10 protein-coding genes are annotated in these 15,221 nt (G+C 43.5%); 1 reads left to right on the top strand and 9 read right to left on the bottom strand.

Annotation, left to right across the window (positions count from 1 at the left end; genetic code table 11):
* Nucleotides 1-3 precede the first annotated feature (3 nt).
* From N483_RS03140 to glmU, 4 genes are all read right to left on the bottom strand, one after another.
* Nucleotides 4-1,224, bottom strand: a complete 1,221-nt coding sequence (locus N483_RS03140; RefSeq protein WP_023398948.1) for a lanthionine synthetase C family protein — start codon at nt 1,222-1,224, stop codon at nt 4-6.
* A 200-nt stretch (nt 1,225-1,424) separates the two neighbouring features.
* Nucleotides 1,425-3,554 carry a peptidase domain-containing ABC transporter gene (locus N483_RS03135; RefSeq protein WP_023398947.1) on the bottom strand — a complete coding sequence of 710 codons (2,130 nt, stop codon included), beginning with the start codon at nt 3,552-3,554 and terminating at the stop codon, nt 1,425-1,427.
* 28 nt (nt 3,555-3,582) lie between these two features.
* Nucleotides 3,583-4,827, bottom strand: coding sequence for an HlyD family secretion protein (locus N483_RS03130; RefSeq protein WP_023398946.1), 1,245 nt, complete (start codon nt 4,825-4,827; stop codon nt 3,583-3,585).
* A gap of 134 nt (nt 4,828-4,961) precedes the next feature.
* A complete protein-coding gene (glmU, locus tag N483_RS03125) occupies nt 4,962-6,323 on the bottom strand; it encodes a bifunctional UDP-N-acetylglucosamine diphosphorylase/glucosamine-1-phosphate N-acetyltransferase GlmU (protein ID WP_023398945.1) in 1,362 nt (453 codons plus the stop codon).
* A gap of 824 nt (nt 6,324-7,147) precedes the next feature.
* On the opposite strand from glmU, the gene N483_RS03120 reads away from it, so the two are divergent.
* Nucleotides 7,148-7,342 (top strand): hypothetical protein, encoded by a 195-nt coding sequence (locus N483_RS03120; RefSeq protein ID WP_023398944.1) that lies wholly within the window; start codon nt 7,148-7,150, stop codon nt 7,340-7,342.
* Nucleotides 7,343-7,506: 164 nt separating this feature from the next.
* Here N483_RS03120 and N483_RS03115 read toward each other — a convergent pair whose 3' ends face one another.
* From N483_RS03115 to N483_RS03095, 5 genes are all read right to left on the bottom strand, one after another.
* On the bottom strand, nt 7,507-10,596 hold the full coding sequence (locus tag N483_RS03115; protein WP_023398943.1) for an efflux RND transporter permease subunit: 3,090 nt from the start codon (nt 10,594-10,596) through the stop codon (nt 7,507-7,509).
* Complete coding sequence (locus tag N483_RS03110; protein WP_023398942.1) at nt 10,593-11,687, bottom strand: efflux RND transporter periplasmic adaptor subunit; 1,095 nt, start codon at nt 11,685-11,687, stop codon at nt 10,593-10,595. Before N483_RS03110 ends, N483_RS03115 begins: the two co-directional genes overlap by 4 nt.
* A 141-nt stretch (nt 11,688-11,828) precedes the next feature.
* Nucleotides 11,829-13,127 carry a CapA family protein gene (locus tag N483_RS03105; protein WP_023398941.1) on the bottom strand — a complete coding sequence of 433 codons (1,299 nt, stop codon included), beginning with the start codon at nt 13,125-13,127 and terminating at the stop codon, nt 11,829-11,831.
* Nucleotides 13,114-14,379 (bottom strand): MFS transporter, encoded by a 1,266-nt coding sequence (locus N483_RS03100; RefSeq protein ID WP_023398940.1) that lies wholly within the window; start codon nt 14,377-14,379, stop codon nt 13,114-13,116. The genes N483_RS03105 and N483_RS03100 overlap by 14 nt, the downstream gene beginning before the upstream one ends.
* A complete protein-coding gene (locus N483_RS03095) occupies nt 14,376-15,134 on the bottom strand; it encodes a class I SAM-dependent methyltransferase (RefSeq protein ID WP_023398939.1) in 759 nt (252 codons plus the stop codon). Before N483_RS03095 ends, N483_RS03100 begins: the two co-directional genes overlap by 4 nt.
* Nucleotides 15,135-15,221: the final 87 nt, after the last annotated feature.

Genomic DNA, 15,221 nt, shown 5'->3' with positions numbered 1-15,221 from the left:
CTCCTATACCATCAACAAACAGTCTGTCCAACTAACATCGTCATCTAACAAACTAATCAGCCCACACCCAATACCCGCAAAGCCCATTAAAAAGCCGTAGTCAACCTCGTGCTCTTTGCTCAGACCGTTATACGAGTACAAAGCTTCGAGCCCGCGTTCGCGATACTCATTTAAGCTGTAGTCAACCCAGTATTGGGTCGTTTTAAATAACTGTGGGTTTGGCATGTATTGATTTACAATTTGGAAAATAAGTGCAAGGCCAACAAACCCATGACACAACCCTGCATCATTGATATAGCCGCTCTTAGCATCTCGTTTAGCTGCATGTAGGGCAATTTCCAGCGCGCTATCAACATAACTTGGGCGATCTAACGCCTGGCCCGCTCTTGCCAGTATCAAGGCAATTGTGATGTCTCCATAACACCAACCTAGACGAGAGTTCGGCTCGTCTTCACCAGCACATGAGCCATAACATGAAGGGGCATGATTGTGCCCAGTTTGGTTTTCCAATAGCCAATCACATGCGCCTGAAACCAATTTAGTAACACGTGCTTGTAGTGATGGGATTTTCAATGCCGGCAATAACGCCGCGATCATCCCTGGTACACCATGCGCCAGCCCTAAGTTGAACTCAGGCTTTTCTTTGTCATCCGTATCAAATCGATATACTGACTCTTTCGGTTGTGACCAAGCGATGTGACCGTTGTCAAAATACGTCGCGGTGCTCTCAAGCCCCGACACAATAATGTCGAACAATTTAGTTTGGTCTGAATACTTACTGCGTCTAGCAGCATAAGGTGCGTAACCAGACAAGCCCAGCACCATTTCAATTTCACCCGGCCACGGGTTGTAGTCAAGCGCTTGTGTAAACAGCTCATCGACATCTTCCAGCAACTCTGAATCATAATCATCTTGATCTGCTTGATTCAAATACTCAAGTACCCAAGCTTGACCTGCAAGGCCTGTGCTTAACTCGAAGCTTTGCTCAGCTAATTGCTCTTGTAATAATTCTAGCTTCTCTGAAAAAAGCGCTTCATCAACGGAATTTGGATCCAATTGATGTGCTTTAAATAGAAATAAAAGTTGTCCAGCAAGTCCGCTCAGTAGGCCGTTTTTTAATTCAGTATCTGTTTGAATATTGCGGCTGACTTCTTGCGCTAGGACAGTGATGATGTCGCCAATTTCTTGCCGTTGGCTGTCTGTAATTAGTAGTTGCTCTGACATGGTCTTCCTTAATTAATAAAGCTTTATTTTTTTTCTTGTATCAATAAAAGCTAACTTAAATCATGAGGTAGCTCAATAGAGAGTGTTCCTATTATCCTCATTTATATCGCTTATATTGTATCTATATATGTTTCCTTCAGCCTGTGGTTGTCACCTATACACTATGCTAGCTGGGTATAGGTGATCTTCGTAAAAACAGGCTACTCGTTTTGTGCCTCAAGCTCTTCAGCGTGTACTTTTTGCAGTCGGATTTCCCTATCTGCTGAAGCAATCGTCTCTTTTCGGTGCGCAATGATCACCCGAGTCATATCTAGGCGACTAACCGCTTCGTTGATATCTGACTCTAAAGACGTATCTAGGTGACTTGTCGCCTCATCCATAAAGAGAATTTTGGGTTGCTTATACAATGCACGCGCTAAAATAATACGTTGCTTTTGACCACCGGATAGCGATGACCCCATATCACCGATCAAGCTGTCATAACCCATCGGCATTTGACTGATATCATCATGAATTGCGGCAAGTTGCGCACAGTACACGACACGTTCCATATCAATTGGCGTATCAAAGAACGCAATATTGTCTGCGACCGAACCTGACAGTAACTCATCATCTTGCATCACCGCTGCGATCTGCTGACGATATTGACGCGCCCCTATTTGCTCAATCGGCACATCGTCAATCAAGACATCACCACTTTTAGCCTGATTCAAGCCAAGCATAATTTTAAGCAGCGTTGATTTACCACAGCCAGACGGGCCGGTGATGGCCACTGACTCACCAGGTGCGATATCTAAACTTAACTTGTGTAAGACGTCAGGTGTTGCATCTGAGTATGCAAAACAAATATTTTTCAGCTCAATTTTACCTTCGACGGCATGTTTTTTAAGTTGCTCAGGCTGCAAGGTTTCTTTGTCAGTCAAGGCGATATCTGCGATACGGTCAAAGTGCAACCCAACCATTTTAAACTCGATAAGCTTTTCGATGAGATTGGCGGTCTTGTCCATAAATTGACGTTTATACGACATAAACGCAAAAAGCATCCCGGTACTAAATCCCCCTTCTAATACTAGGTGTGCAGCCAAATAAACCACAAGGATGTTTTCAATACCAAAGAGTGCACGGTTAATGGCATCGTAACCAATTTGGAAATTGCCCAGACGAATACTTTGGTTAATTGCATTGGCATAGCGGTTTTGCCACTGTCCTTCACGCTTCACTTCAGAGCCAAATAGCTTGATTGTTTGGATCCCGCGCACGGTTTCCATGAAGTTGGAGTTTTCCTCCGCTCGCGCCATGATCTCTTGCTCACTGATATTTCTAAATGGCTTATACATGGCGATCCGTACAAGCGCATAGGCAATCACGGCGGTCAGTACAACCACCGACAATGTGGGACTGTAAAAGAAGATCATCGCCAATGTGATAATGGCCATTAAGCCATCTATAATGGCTTCGATTACACCTGTCGTCAGGATCTGTTTTACCTGTTGCAGTGAACCAAAACGTGATACCACATCCCCCATATGCCGTTTCTCAAAATAAGAGATAGGTAAACGTACTAAGTGATGAAATAAGTTGGCACCCAACTGAATATTCATTTGGTTACCGAAGTGCAGCAGCGTAAAACCACGCAGCGCATTGGTGGCAATTTCAAACACCAGTACGAGGAAAAAGCCTGTCGCCAACACCGTTAAGAGGTTGGTATCTCCTGTCAAAACCACATCATCGATGACGAGCTGAATATAATAGGGGGCGGCAAGGGTAAATACCTGCAACAAAATTGACAGCAAAAATATCAATAATAGAGAGCGTTTTAGGCCGGTGATCCGACTCCAGAAGTCGGCAAACCTTAAACTGGGTTTCTTTTCTTGTTTTTCAAAGCTCTTTGTCGGTGTCAGTTCAAGCGCAACACCCGTGAAGTGCTTTGACGCCTCTTCAAGAGTAAAAGTTTTTTCGCCCGACGCGGGGTCATGGATCACAATGCGCTTTTCATTGGCTTTTTTAAGCACCACAAAGTGGTTCATATCCCAATGTAAAATACACGGTGTTTGCAGTGCATCGAGGTCTTCTAATTCAATACGCAAAGGTCGAGAACTGAGTTCCAGTTGCTCTGCAAAATGCATGATATCGAGCAGCGTTGCGCCTTCAATAGAAATACTGAACTTTTGTCTCAGTGTTGTTAGATCACTGTGGTAACCGTGATACGCAGCAACCATTGCCAGACTTGCCAAGCCACACTCTGCCGCCTCTGATTGCAAAATGACCGGCAGCGAATTCCTTGACCAAAACTGTAATTTTTGTACCGGTGAGTTATCTTCCTGGTGCATATAAAGCCTTTTATTATCGTTATTGCAGCTATAGCTGTCCTTTAATACTAAATACCGGATCAAACAACCAACGTAGCAGTGATCGCTCTTCGATAATGATATCTGCGTCCAGCATCATGCCAGCTCGCAGTGGTGTCGACTTACCATATGCCTGTATACTTTGCTCAGATAGCGTCACTATGACACGATAAGCTGGCTCACTTATCATGCCTGGAATAATGGCTTCTTCAGGTAAAATCAATGAGTTACTAATTTGTTTTATTTCCCCACCATAAATTCCAAACTTTTCATATGGAAAGGCGTGATAACGTAATTTAGCTTCTTGTCCCGACTCTATAAAACCAAAGGCTGAAGTAGGCACATAAATAACCGCTTGCATCTGACTGTTTTCAGGGATCACACTGAGCAAACGCTCTCCGGTGACTACATTTTTACCCACTTTGGCTAATAACCCTGTCACGACACCCGCTTTTGGTGCTCTTAGTTCACCTAAACGCTGCTGCTCGACTGATGAAAGTTGGATTTCCATGTCGGCACGCTGAGAATTCAACTGATTAATACGTTCAGCATGTTGCAACGGCAGTTTTTCTAATTGCGTATCGTATTGCTCTATTTGCGCCTGTAGACTCAATTTTTCAGAGCGAATACTAGATGATTGCTGTTGCAGCGATAATAAGGTGTCTTTTTGTCTTTGCAGTTCCAGCTCTGAAATATATCCAGTGCCTTTCAAGGTACTGATTTGACCCACCATTTGCTCATTTAACTCCAATCGCTTAGTAAATGTCTGCGACTGATGGTTCAATTCAACTAGGCGTTTTTGTGCTGTTGTTTTTTGCTGCTCTAACTCGGTCAAATCAAGGCGGTATTGTTGCTCTTGTTGGGCTATTAAACGCTCAATATTTTTCAATTGAAATGAATATTGATTGAGTAGCGTTTGATTGAGTTCTAGTGCTTGAGTGCTGTGTTTGGCAGATGCAATACGCACGATGGGCTGATTGGCAGCAACAAGCTGTCCCTCTTCAACCAAGACTTCTGCAATGATCCCTTCCTGTGAAGCAACCATGCTCAATACCCCAGTATTGGGTTCTAAAACGCCAGTAACCCGCTCTTTACGGGCATAACTTCCTAAAGTTAGGTAAATAATGCTGACGATCACTACAAATAAGATCAGAAAGGTGAGTGTTTTAAACACAGGTGGCTGAACTAAGCTCACAGCTCCTTCTAATCGGTGTCGCTTGTTCTCAAGTACTTCTTTGCGAAAGAGATTTTCCATAATAACTTGTACACCCGAATTAATTGTTTTTATTGTTAAATATTAATTAACCCCTAAGCTAATGTATCACTTTAGAATCCAGAAAGGAATCTGGTACAAAAAAAGGGAAATAAATTCCCCTTTCTATCTTATCGCTACGATTTCTTTACCGGCCTTTGCCAACCAGAAATATTTCGTTGCTTACTTCGCGCAACAGCCAACTGTTCGTCTTGCACCTTGGTTGTTATCACGGAGCCTGCAGCAACAGTAGCTTGCGCACCAATAGTAACAGGGGCAACCAAGGACGAGTTCGAACCAATAAATGCGCCATCGCCAATGATTGTTTGTGATTTATTCACACCATCATAATTGCAGGTAATTGTACCTGCACCAATATTCACTTTCTCGCCAACTTGTGTATCGCCAAGGTAAGTAAAGTGGTTAGCTTTTGACCCCGACCCAAGTCGCGACTTTTTCATCTCGACAAAATTACCAACATGGGCATTTTCTTCCATCACAGCACCAGGGCGTAATCGCGCAAATGGACCAAGTGTGCAATTGGCTTTGACCTGTGCTTCCTCGACAACTGAGTTGGCTTTAATTTCTACACCATCGCCAATCGTACAGTCTTTTAACACACAGTTAGGACCGATGCGCACTTCATTACCAATGACCACTTTACCTTCAAAAATGACATTCACGTCAATTTCGACGTCTTCACCTGTAGTCACTTCACCACGTACATCAATGCGTGCCGGATCAGCCAAACTGGCCCCGTTAATCATCAACTCGATTGCTTGGCGCGCCTGATACGCACGTTCTAAAGCAGCCAACTGAACACGATTATTAGCACCTTCAACTTCCATCTCATCATCTGGCTGTGCTGAGTTGATCTCAACGCCTTCATGATGTGCCATTGCCACAATATCTGTGAGGTAATACTCACCTTGAGCATTATTGTTAGATAGCTGACCAAGCCATTTTTTCAACAGCCCACCATTGGCAGCCATAATCCCAGTGTTGATCTCTTGGATCTTAAGTTGTTCTTGTGAAGCATCTTTTTGCTCTACAATACCGACTAACTTGCCGTTTTCTCGGACCATTCGTCCATAACCGGTTGGGTTATCTAGCGTCACCGTCAGCACAGCTAAACCGGCTTTGGGCGTCACAGCCAACAGCTTCTCTAAAGTAGACTGCTTCGTCAGTGGTACGTCACCATACAAAACCAGCACTGTGTCATCATCACCAATATACTCTTTGGCAACAGCCACTGCGTGACCCGTACCTAATTGCTCTTCTTGCAATACCCAGTTCACCTGATTATGAGATAAACGTGCTTTTAGCTGCTCACCACCATGACCATAAACTAGGTTGGTAGCCTTAGCACCAAGCGCTGTTGCATTGTCTATTACATGCTGAACCATCGGCTTGCCAGCAATAGAATGTAAAACTTTAGGTAACTTAGAGCGCATACGAGTGCCTTTACCCGCAGCTAGAATAACTGTATTTAATGCCATCAGTGGTGAATCCTTTTTTGAACTTAAGATTTCTTCACTCATACCTCTCACTTTAAGGTTGTCACTCCGTGTGCCCAACCAAACTCAATCGCAGGGTGAAATATCGTTCAGAAATTATTGCCGATATTTTAACTCGATTTATCAAGATTGATAGTCATAAAGATAAGTTACGTCAAAGAATTGATATAAAATGGTGAGCAAAATCGCCACACATTCTATCAACCATGCAAAATGCGCATGGCCTGATATTACGTGAGACTCAGCTCTTACAGCTTTATCAATTCTTCATAGATAACCACGTGATGGCCCTAACTTTATTGATCAAATCATGTGCTTTGTACACCTGTAATAACTAACGGCTTTTTTCAAATTAAAAACTCAGTATTATTTACCTCATTGAAATAACAGAGGTTCTGTTATAGCAAATGCAGACATCTTAGATTGCTGTAATCTGCTGCTGCCACCCTAGGAGCACAGCATATAGCAACAAAAGAGCAGCATAATAATAAGAAAAGAGCGTCAACTTAAGACAAGGACACAAGCTCTCGCGATATGTCATTCAAGGATTGAATGAGTAAGGAAGCTATTTCGTCTCAGCTTTGCATCATGGCAAAGCTGATAATTTAGTACTGAGTGTCCTAATAGGCTTCGCAAGGAAGCAAGGCCTTTTTATCTCATTGTCATCACTCAAATCACCACCCTATGTTTGCCTGTGTATATGGAAAAAATAGGCGTCTTTTATACCTGTAAGAACGGTCAGTTAAATTCCTGATACACCTCATATACAGTTAGGTTAATTAATAACCAATAGCAGGAATACAACAATGAAACTAACATTGAAAAAGCATCAGCTCAAAGCCCTTTCTAAAAAAGCTAGCCTACCCATTAATGTCACAGATCAAATTGGTGGCGGAACAGATTGTCCGTCATTTGGTGGTGGTGGCGCTTGTCGTGTTAACAAGATTCACGGTGATGATTTGTGTTTTTCTCTCGGCAACGGTGCATGTCCTGCACACTAATTGTCGTCGCATTAGGCCAGCCGGCCGCACCTAGCCGGCCGCACCCTTGCAGTCGCGGTTTGAAGCACGCTCCAAACCGCCTGCCATTTACACGAGCGAATTCAAACAGCATTTAACCCCGCACAGCACACATTCGGTACTACTTTTACTCTTTTTATCAGAAATTATTGTTGTACCACCTGTTTAATATTCACTGTTTCATCAATATTTGCATTGGCAAACCAAGGCATCGATAACAGGGCTGCCATAAACTGCATGCCAAGTATTGCATTAATCGTCATTCCCCCGACAATCACAGCACCTAACCCGCGATAAATTTCAGCGCCCTCAGCAGGGCTAAGTAACAATGGCAGCATACCGAGAATACTGGTTCCCGTACTCATATATATTGGTCGTCTACGGTTTTTAATCGCACATATAATCGATTGTGATTGCGCTAAACCATTTGCGCGGCCAATACGCACTTGCTCTGCAATCAATATTGCATTATTGATGACCAGACCAAGCAAGATAATAAAGCCAATCATGGTGATCATATCTAGGCTTTGCCCATAGATAATATCGACCCCATTGAGTGCCAAAACACCACCAAATAAAGCCATAGGTAAACTCAATAAAACAGCTAACGCAAGCTGCCAAGATTTAAGTGTTAACCACAGCAACACGCTTAACACGGCCAACGCACACAAAATTAGCAACAAAAATTCTCGCAGAAATATACTGAGGTTATCTGCACTCCCTTGGAACGCGACCAATACCGTCTGCTGCGGATCAAGCTGCTTTAACTGCGTTTTTACACTCGCCTTAATTTGTTCCACAAATGGGCCAACGGCCACCCCTTCGGGCGGCTCTATTGCCAACGCAACAGCCTGTTCGCCATTCACCCTAAGCCACTCAGACGGTACCTTAACCATTTGTGTTGTGACTAACTGATGCAGGTATACCAAGCCATGATCGGGCACCAAAATGGCGGTGTTTAATAAGCTATCGACATCCTTAACCTGTTCGCCACTCAAATACATAGGTAAGGATGCACCTTGCGTATAATAATGACCTAAATACATTCCATCAGTCAGCGTGACCAAATAATTATTCAGTGTCGCTCTGGTTAAACCTAAACGAGCAAGCGCGTTCGGTCGCACTGTAAACTCAATGCGTGTCATATGATTAGACAAAGGCGACTTCTCTGTTATTTTGGCAAGCGGATATAAACTTCTAAGCTGTGACAGTAAAGTTTGTCCCATCGATTGCAATTCAGGCAATGCAGCTCCGGACAATTGCAGTTCAATAGTGCGGTTATCCGGTAAGGCGAAATTCAATAACTTAGCCTGCATTACATAACTGACAGTGCCAGGTAAATCGGCCAAAATATCTGTTTTTAGCCAGTGCCTAAAACGACTCATATCCCAATCATCACTGGGATAGAAGTACAACTGACAAAGCTGAGTATTACAAAACATGCCATATGCACCGTATTGTGGCGCGAGCTTTTTTTGTTGCGCGTGCAACAAACGCGCTTGAATTTTTTGCGCGATTTGCAGCTCAGCAGCTTGGCTTGATAGCGGCGCTTCAAACACCACCACGGCGTTGACTTTCTTTTGTTTGGGGCTTGGGAGGACATCAAAATCAGGCAGCCACATCACACTCAGCACTGTGGCCAAGGGTAACCCCACTAACAATACACCGTAGCGCACCCCTGAGTGATTTACTGGCGCACTATGCCATCGTACATTGACCATATTGTGAGTCGTATTGAGCGCGGGTCGCGGACGTAACGAATATCGAGCCACCGCAGGCAACACCACCAGCGCAACGATAACTGAAGCCAACAGCGCATTGGACACAGTAAAAGCCAAATCAACAAACAATTGTGCTTCTACCGACTCCATCATTACCATAGGTATGAACACCAGAATACTTGATAGCGTCGAGGAAACAATGGCACCTCGAACTTCTCGAGTCCCCTGTGCGATTGCCATATGAACAGCCTTGCCTGAGCCTAGATGACGATTTATATTCTCAATTACAATTATGGCTGCATCCAATAGCAAACCGGTTGACAATGCCATGCCAGCCAAAGAGATTACATTGAGACTAAAATCTCCTATTTTCATCCCCAATATAACCAGAGATAAACACACTGGCACGGCAAGCATTATCAAGCCGACAGACCTTAAATCACCAAAGAATAACACCAACATCATACCTGCCAGCGCAATGCCAAGTAATAAGTTGCCATAGACTTGAAGCAAAGCAGAATTAATAGATTTTGCGTCATCACGGCTCAAGGACAATTGCATGCCATAGCGTGGCAAAACACCGTCATTGAGCTGCTCAAAAACCGCTTTTACTTCTGCCATGGTGGCCAATGAGTCAATATTGGCACTAGGCTCAAGGGTAAAATAAAATGCCCGCTTGCCTTTAAACGCCGCATAACCCCATGGCGATGCAGGCTGGCGTACTATCTTTGCAATTTCGTGTAACTGGATCACATGCCCCTGACGTACAGCGATATTCACATTACCCAGTTCTTCTAACGGTACTTGCCCGTTAAAATGCAAACTGTAGTCATGGGAACCAATTACCATTTGACCACCTGATTGATCTTTTAATGCAGTCAATGCCGCGGCAATGTCTTCAGTAGTTAAGCCCAGTTGGGTTAATTGCTTCGGCTGAAATCGAATATCAATGCGTTGCTCAGTACTATTAAAGCCGGTTTCAATACGTGCAACCCCCTGAACCTTAGCCAGTGCCGGCTCTATAATTTTCTCCATCACATGAATATAGTCTTGTTTGGTGTGATTCTGTTCGCCATACAACATAGCCGAAGCGAGGGTCAAATTCGCGCCAGATGACTGGTTGATCACACGTGGAGGTAGCACTTGCGTTGGCCAATTTGGCACCTGATTAATTTGCGATAAGACCTCGAGATACAATTGATCCAAATCGCTCCCAGGATGAAAAAATAGCTCAGTGGCAGCAAAGCTTTCTGAAACCACAGACTCGATCCGACTCAAACCATTTAAACTTCGCAATTGTTGTTCCAAAGGCGTCACCAGCGTTTGCTCTATTTCATCGGCCCCCTTCCCCTGCCAGCTGGTATGCAAAGTTATCCGGGGTTTTTCAATAGGTGGGAGCAAAGCGCTTTTAAGCGAAAAAACCTGATAGCCAGCAATCACAATAGACATCAGTGCCAAACACAAAATGACTCGGTTCACCTGCTCAGATTGGATAAAGGACCGTGGTGTTGTCATAGCTGGTCAGTTTCCCATCGAGCCTGAGTTAAGGTCCCTGAATTCCATTCAGATACCTTTACAAGATCTTGCTCAGTCAAGCCTTGTTTTCCTACCGTCACGACTTTTTCCCCCACTTGGAGCGCAGATCTGACAACCACCTGATCGCGCAGGTGAAACACCACCTCAGCTTTGATCCGTTCAACATGGGCACTGTTGGTTAAACGCCAAACAAATTGATTTGATGAGTCTATTTGTAATGCATCGTGCGGGATTTGAGTTAAACTATCCTGCTCCATGCTGACGTCAACTTTTATACTTTCCCCTACCAGCAATCCAACCTCAGCCGACATATCGTATCCGAGCACAAAATTCACCACTTGCTTGTCTTCGGACGATATTTTACTGCCACGCAGAAAGTGCATCGCATTCAGTCCTTCAGCGTTAAACATCGCGTACTTTAAACCTTGGCTTCCTCCTATTGCCTGATATGCGTGCATCGGCATATCGCAACTCAGCTCTTGGGCTTGTTGCGGCTCAATGATAGCTAACAGCTCCCCTTGGCTAAGAAATTGCCCTGGCTGTGCATCAATTTGGATGATCTGCCCTGAAATAGGCGCAGTATGGCTAAGTTTTTCAAGTTTATGTGTGGCCACTGATATTTGTGATTCAAGTCGATGTTTTGCCAACTGTGCAGCTTTAACCTTGTTTGCTCTGAGCATCAGTTGCTGTTCAGAAGTATGATCTCGGCTTAAATTCTGAAGCCGTTGATACTCGCTTTGTTCGAGTTGATAGGTTAACTTGGCTGTTTGTAAATCTAATTCTAGAAGCTCTTTTTGTTTAGCAAGGTAATAAGCGTCTTGCAGTGCAATGACCTCTCCCTGCTCGACATAACTACCATTGGGCTTAATCCACTTGAGCTGCGCTTCGCTGTGACTGGTAATGTGGAATTTATGAAGTGCTCGGGCATGGCACCAAAGTGGTATTGCAGCTCCCTGTTGCCAATCCTTTACCTCTGCGACCATCACCAGCTTTTCTGCATAAGCATTAAAAGAAATCAACACACTTAGTATCAATAAACTGAATAAATGTGTAAGTGGTCGTTGAGTCATGATATTCCCTCAGTCTTATCTTCCCAGCACACTTAAAATTTAACATAAAATAAACATATGAAGTAACTGAAATATTTAACAGGAATGGCATCGCTCAGATATAAAAAGATGGCGCAGCAACGCCACCTTTACTATTGATATTTATATTGAATAAATTAGGTGATCGTCGCCAAACTGTAATTCTGTTCCCAGCTGGCGAGAAAGCTGCACAAATGTTTCTAAACTCGCTAGGCTTGAACTCAACCTCGGTGTACCCAGAGTATGCCTGTGTTCCCCTTCGCCCAGATCACACGGATAAATCTTAAGACTCGTCATCTTGCCATGTTCAAATTCACAAACAGGTAAGAATGAAGTCCAATATTCACGGTGCTTTTTATACCCTTTGCTACCATTGCCATCGAGCCGATTCAGTACATCTGTCACGCGATTCTCATGTTTTAAGCCAAGTAGCTCATACATCTCCCAAGGTTGCTTGGTCACGGTCAAGTTGTGGAAAATAAAATTGCCTAATCCATAGAAGATCGGACAGCCCTGATACACTTCCATACCTCGGTTGTGGTGCGGGCCGTGGCCAAGAAAAATGTGCGCGCCTCGCTCAATGCACTGGCGAGCAAAATGCTGCAAAAACTCTGGGGGAGTGTGTGCATCGCCCAACTTCATCTGGTGAGAGTGCAAGCTCACCATAACTAGATCACTCTGACTCTTTGCCTCGTCAATTGACTGGAAGATACGCTCGACATCTTGGGCATTGAGTGTATGGATACTTTTACTTTCTGCTCCTTGCTGAAAATCATAGTCACCAAAATAAAAGACCTGATCCGGATCGTCACTAATGAGGCTGCCTTTTTGCGCCGCATAAGCCAATTCGGCGTTAATATCTGTAGATTGCGCTATCTGTTTCAACACGGCTAATGCATCGGCAGATATTTGATGTACGGTTTCCACTCTCAGAGGGTTTAAACCTGGACGCCCTGACAGATCTGGCGTTTGTTCACCGGCGCGATTATGGTCATGAAAAGTTGTCGTAGCAGCAACCATCGCCACTCGCCCCCCTAGTGTTTCAAGGTAGGTCGGCGCAGCAGCTTCTCTGAGATTATTTCCCGCACCGGCCACCTTAAATCCCCGCTCGACAAGGTGCTTTGTCGTCATCTGCAACCCTGCATGCGAATAATCCATAATGTGGTTATTGGCTAAAGACAAGGTATTAATGCCTAGCGCAGATAAATTATCTAAAGTACGGTAATGAGTTTGAGCCCATGTCCCGCCGGAGCTGGCTGCAGGAAACAGTATATTCGTCGTGTCACATAAGGTGGACTCAAAGTTACAAAACCGCACATCAGCTTGTTTAAAAAACTCAGCCAAGTGCTCAAACTCAGTGCTTTTGGGCAGATCTCTGTTGATAAAACAGTCACCAGCAGCAATGACATTAATTTTTGACATTCTCAGATCTCCCAATCCAATCCGTTCGGTTTGTCACTGTTTTGATTATGATGTACACACTTAAACAGCACGCAGAAAATAAAAAGAATAAAGTAAGCGCCTGAGGTGCAACTAACTTAAGGGCTATCGCAACCCCCAGCAGTGCCAGAGGCGTACAGATGTATGCCATAGAAACGATAAACCCCATCACCACACCAGTTGCATCCACAGGGATCATTTCTTGTAAGCGGGTTGTTAGGTGAATACTTAACGAGCTAGATATCATACCAACTAAAAATAACCCAAGCCCAACACCGACCGAATTGCTTGCAGCATACAACAATAAAAACGCGCCACACATAATGAGTATCTGCAAATCCTCAATACAAAAACCAAGAATCTTTTTGTTATATACTTTGCTAGAAATTAACACACCAAAAAATAAACCAAGACCTAAGATAAAGAATAGATAACCAATCCAATTAATTTCCATGCCTAATATATCTACCGCCAAAAATGGCATTAACGCGGGTATAGGCGCAACAAATATATTCAACATAAAAACCAATAAAATAATAGATTTAATTCCACTGTACTGTGGGTTATTTAATATTTCACCAATCCCTGAAAAAACGTCTTTCAGACTCAACTTTTTCTGCTCATTGGCTTTGTTGTCTTGCTCTAGCGAGCGCGATATCTTTGATTCACTCCAGGCTGATGCAATGAAACTAAGTCCATTCGCTAGGTACAGCGCACCAAAACTCACAACCGTAATAAAAAAGCCACCAATTGCATGACCGATAGGAGCAGAAATGCGATTTGAAAACTCATACCAAGCATGCCCATCACACAACTCATCCTTCGTAACAGTGAGTTTGATAAGCTTTAACGTGGCTGGTTTGTGTAAAGACTGGCAAACCCCAATCCCAATCGTAATTAAGATTAACGCCATCAATAACCATTGTTTGTCAAACAAGTCCGAAAATATAAACAGTGCGCCCAGTAGCACGGCCAGTACACCCGATATAAGATCGCCAAAAATAACCATCTTTCTACTTGAGCCACGATCCACCAAAGCGCCGCCAAATAACCCCATTAATGCAATCGGTAACGATGCCGCGATTAAATAAAGTGGGATCGCAGAGGTATATTCAGGGTGTGACTTCAGCCACGCCAGTGAGGCTATCAAATGTAATTGACTGCCGATAAAGCTGACCAAGCTGCCTTGCCACAACAAGAAAAAGTTTTTCTTTTTGATGATATCTGCATTCATGATGCCGCTCTTTGTTTGGTTAGGGTGATCACCAAATCATCCTCTCCAGGCAAGCCATCAAATGATGTTTGTACATTAGAAATAGACAGTTGATGCTTGTCACACATTGACTGAACAAACTGCTCATCAATGATATTGGTAGTCATCTGATAGTATTCAGACTCATGGGTTTCACTATCAATAAAGCAGAAGAATTTGGTGTAGCCAGTATCTGAATGCTTTTCAGCCCACGCAAGAATGGTTACGTTACGGCCAGAAGGAAATGTTTTTGTGGTACGGTATGTCTTTTCAAACTTGCTAATGTACTCTTCGTTCCACTTTTTAGTACTTATATGAAATACAAATTTACCGCTATCCGTTAAATTATCTCTGATTTTGGCAAAAAACTGATCATAAGAGTCAAAACTTACCATTGGCAACGAGTCATAGGGAAATAAGATGCAATCTGATACACGCAAGTTTTCACATGTTTCAAATAGGTCATATGAAATATCAATGAACTTAGTTTGCTTTGAGAGTGGCTCTAGATAACGAGCTGATGACTCACAAGGTTCAACCAGTAAAAGCTTACTCGGTTGCTGTTCAACTAAATGTTTTGTGATGAAACCTTGCCCTGCACCAATTTCAATCACCGAATCCCCTTTGCTGATCTGCCCTTTCCAGAAATCTAACTCGCCTGGCAACGGGTGTCTGGTAAGTTGGTAATACTCGTTGAGCATACTGCCCCAATCACCTTGTGCTTTTTCCTCAATCATATTTTCCTCCTTAATAAAAGATAGGGCTGAGGTGTTCAACACCTCAGGCCACTACAATAATAACAATTAGTCGATGATGATTACGCG

Origin of the sequence: Pseudoalteromonas luteoviolacea NCIMB 1944 (genome assembly GCF_001625565.1) — a bacterium.
GTDB lineage: Bacteria > Pseudomonadota > Gammaproteobacteria > Enterobacterales > Alteromonadaceae > Pseudoalteromonas > Pseudoalteromonas luteoviolacea_F.
This window is presented reverse-complemented; position numbering and strand designations above follow the sequence as displayed.

Coding starts and splice junctions, on each gene's coding strand:
- N483_RS03140 (WP_023398948.1), bottom strand. CDS start 1,224: ATGTCAGAGCAACTACTAATTACAGACAGCCAACGGCAAGAAATTGGC.
- N483_RS03135 (WP_023398947.1), bottom strand. CDS start 3,554: ATGCACCAGGAAGATAACTCACCGGTACAAAAATTACAGTTTTGGTCA.
- N483_RS03130 (WP_023398946.1), bottom strand. CDS start 4,827: ATGGAAAATCTCTTTCGCAAAGAAGTACTTGAGAACAAGCGACACCGA.
- glmU (WP_023398945.1), bottom strand. CDS start 6,323: ATGGCATTAAATACAGTTATTCTAGCTGCGGGTAAAGGCACTCGTATG.
- N483_RS03120 (WP_023398944.1), top strand. CDS start 7,148: ATGAAACTAACATTGAAAAAGCATCAGCTCAAAGCCCTTTCTAAAAAA.
- N483_RS03115 (WP_023398943.1), bottom strand. CDS start 10,596: ATGACAACACCACGGTCCTTTATCCAATCTGAGCAGGTGAACCGAGTC.
- N483_RS03110 (WP_023398942.1), bottom strand. CDS start 11,687: ATGACTCAACGACCACTTACACATTTATTCAGTTTATTGATACTAAGT.
- N483_RS03105 (WP_023398941.1), bottom strand. CDS start 13,127: ATGTCAAAAATTAATGTCATTGCTGCTGGTGACTGTTTTATCAACAGA.
- N483_RS03100 (WP_023398940.1), bottom strand. CDS start 14,379: ATGAATGCAGATATCATCAAAAAGAAAAACTTTTTCTTGTTGTGGCAA.
- N483_RS03095 (WP_023398939.1), bottom strand. CDS start 15,134: ATGATTGAGGAAAAAGCACAAGGTGATTGGGGCAGTATGCTCAACGAG.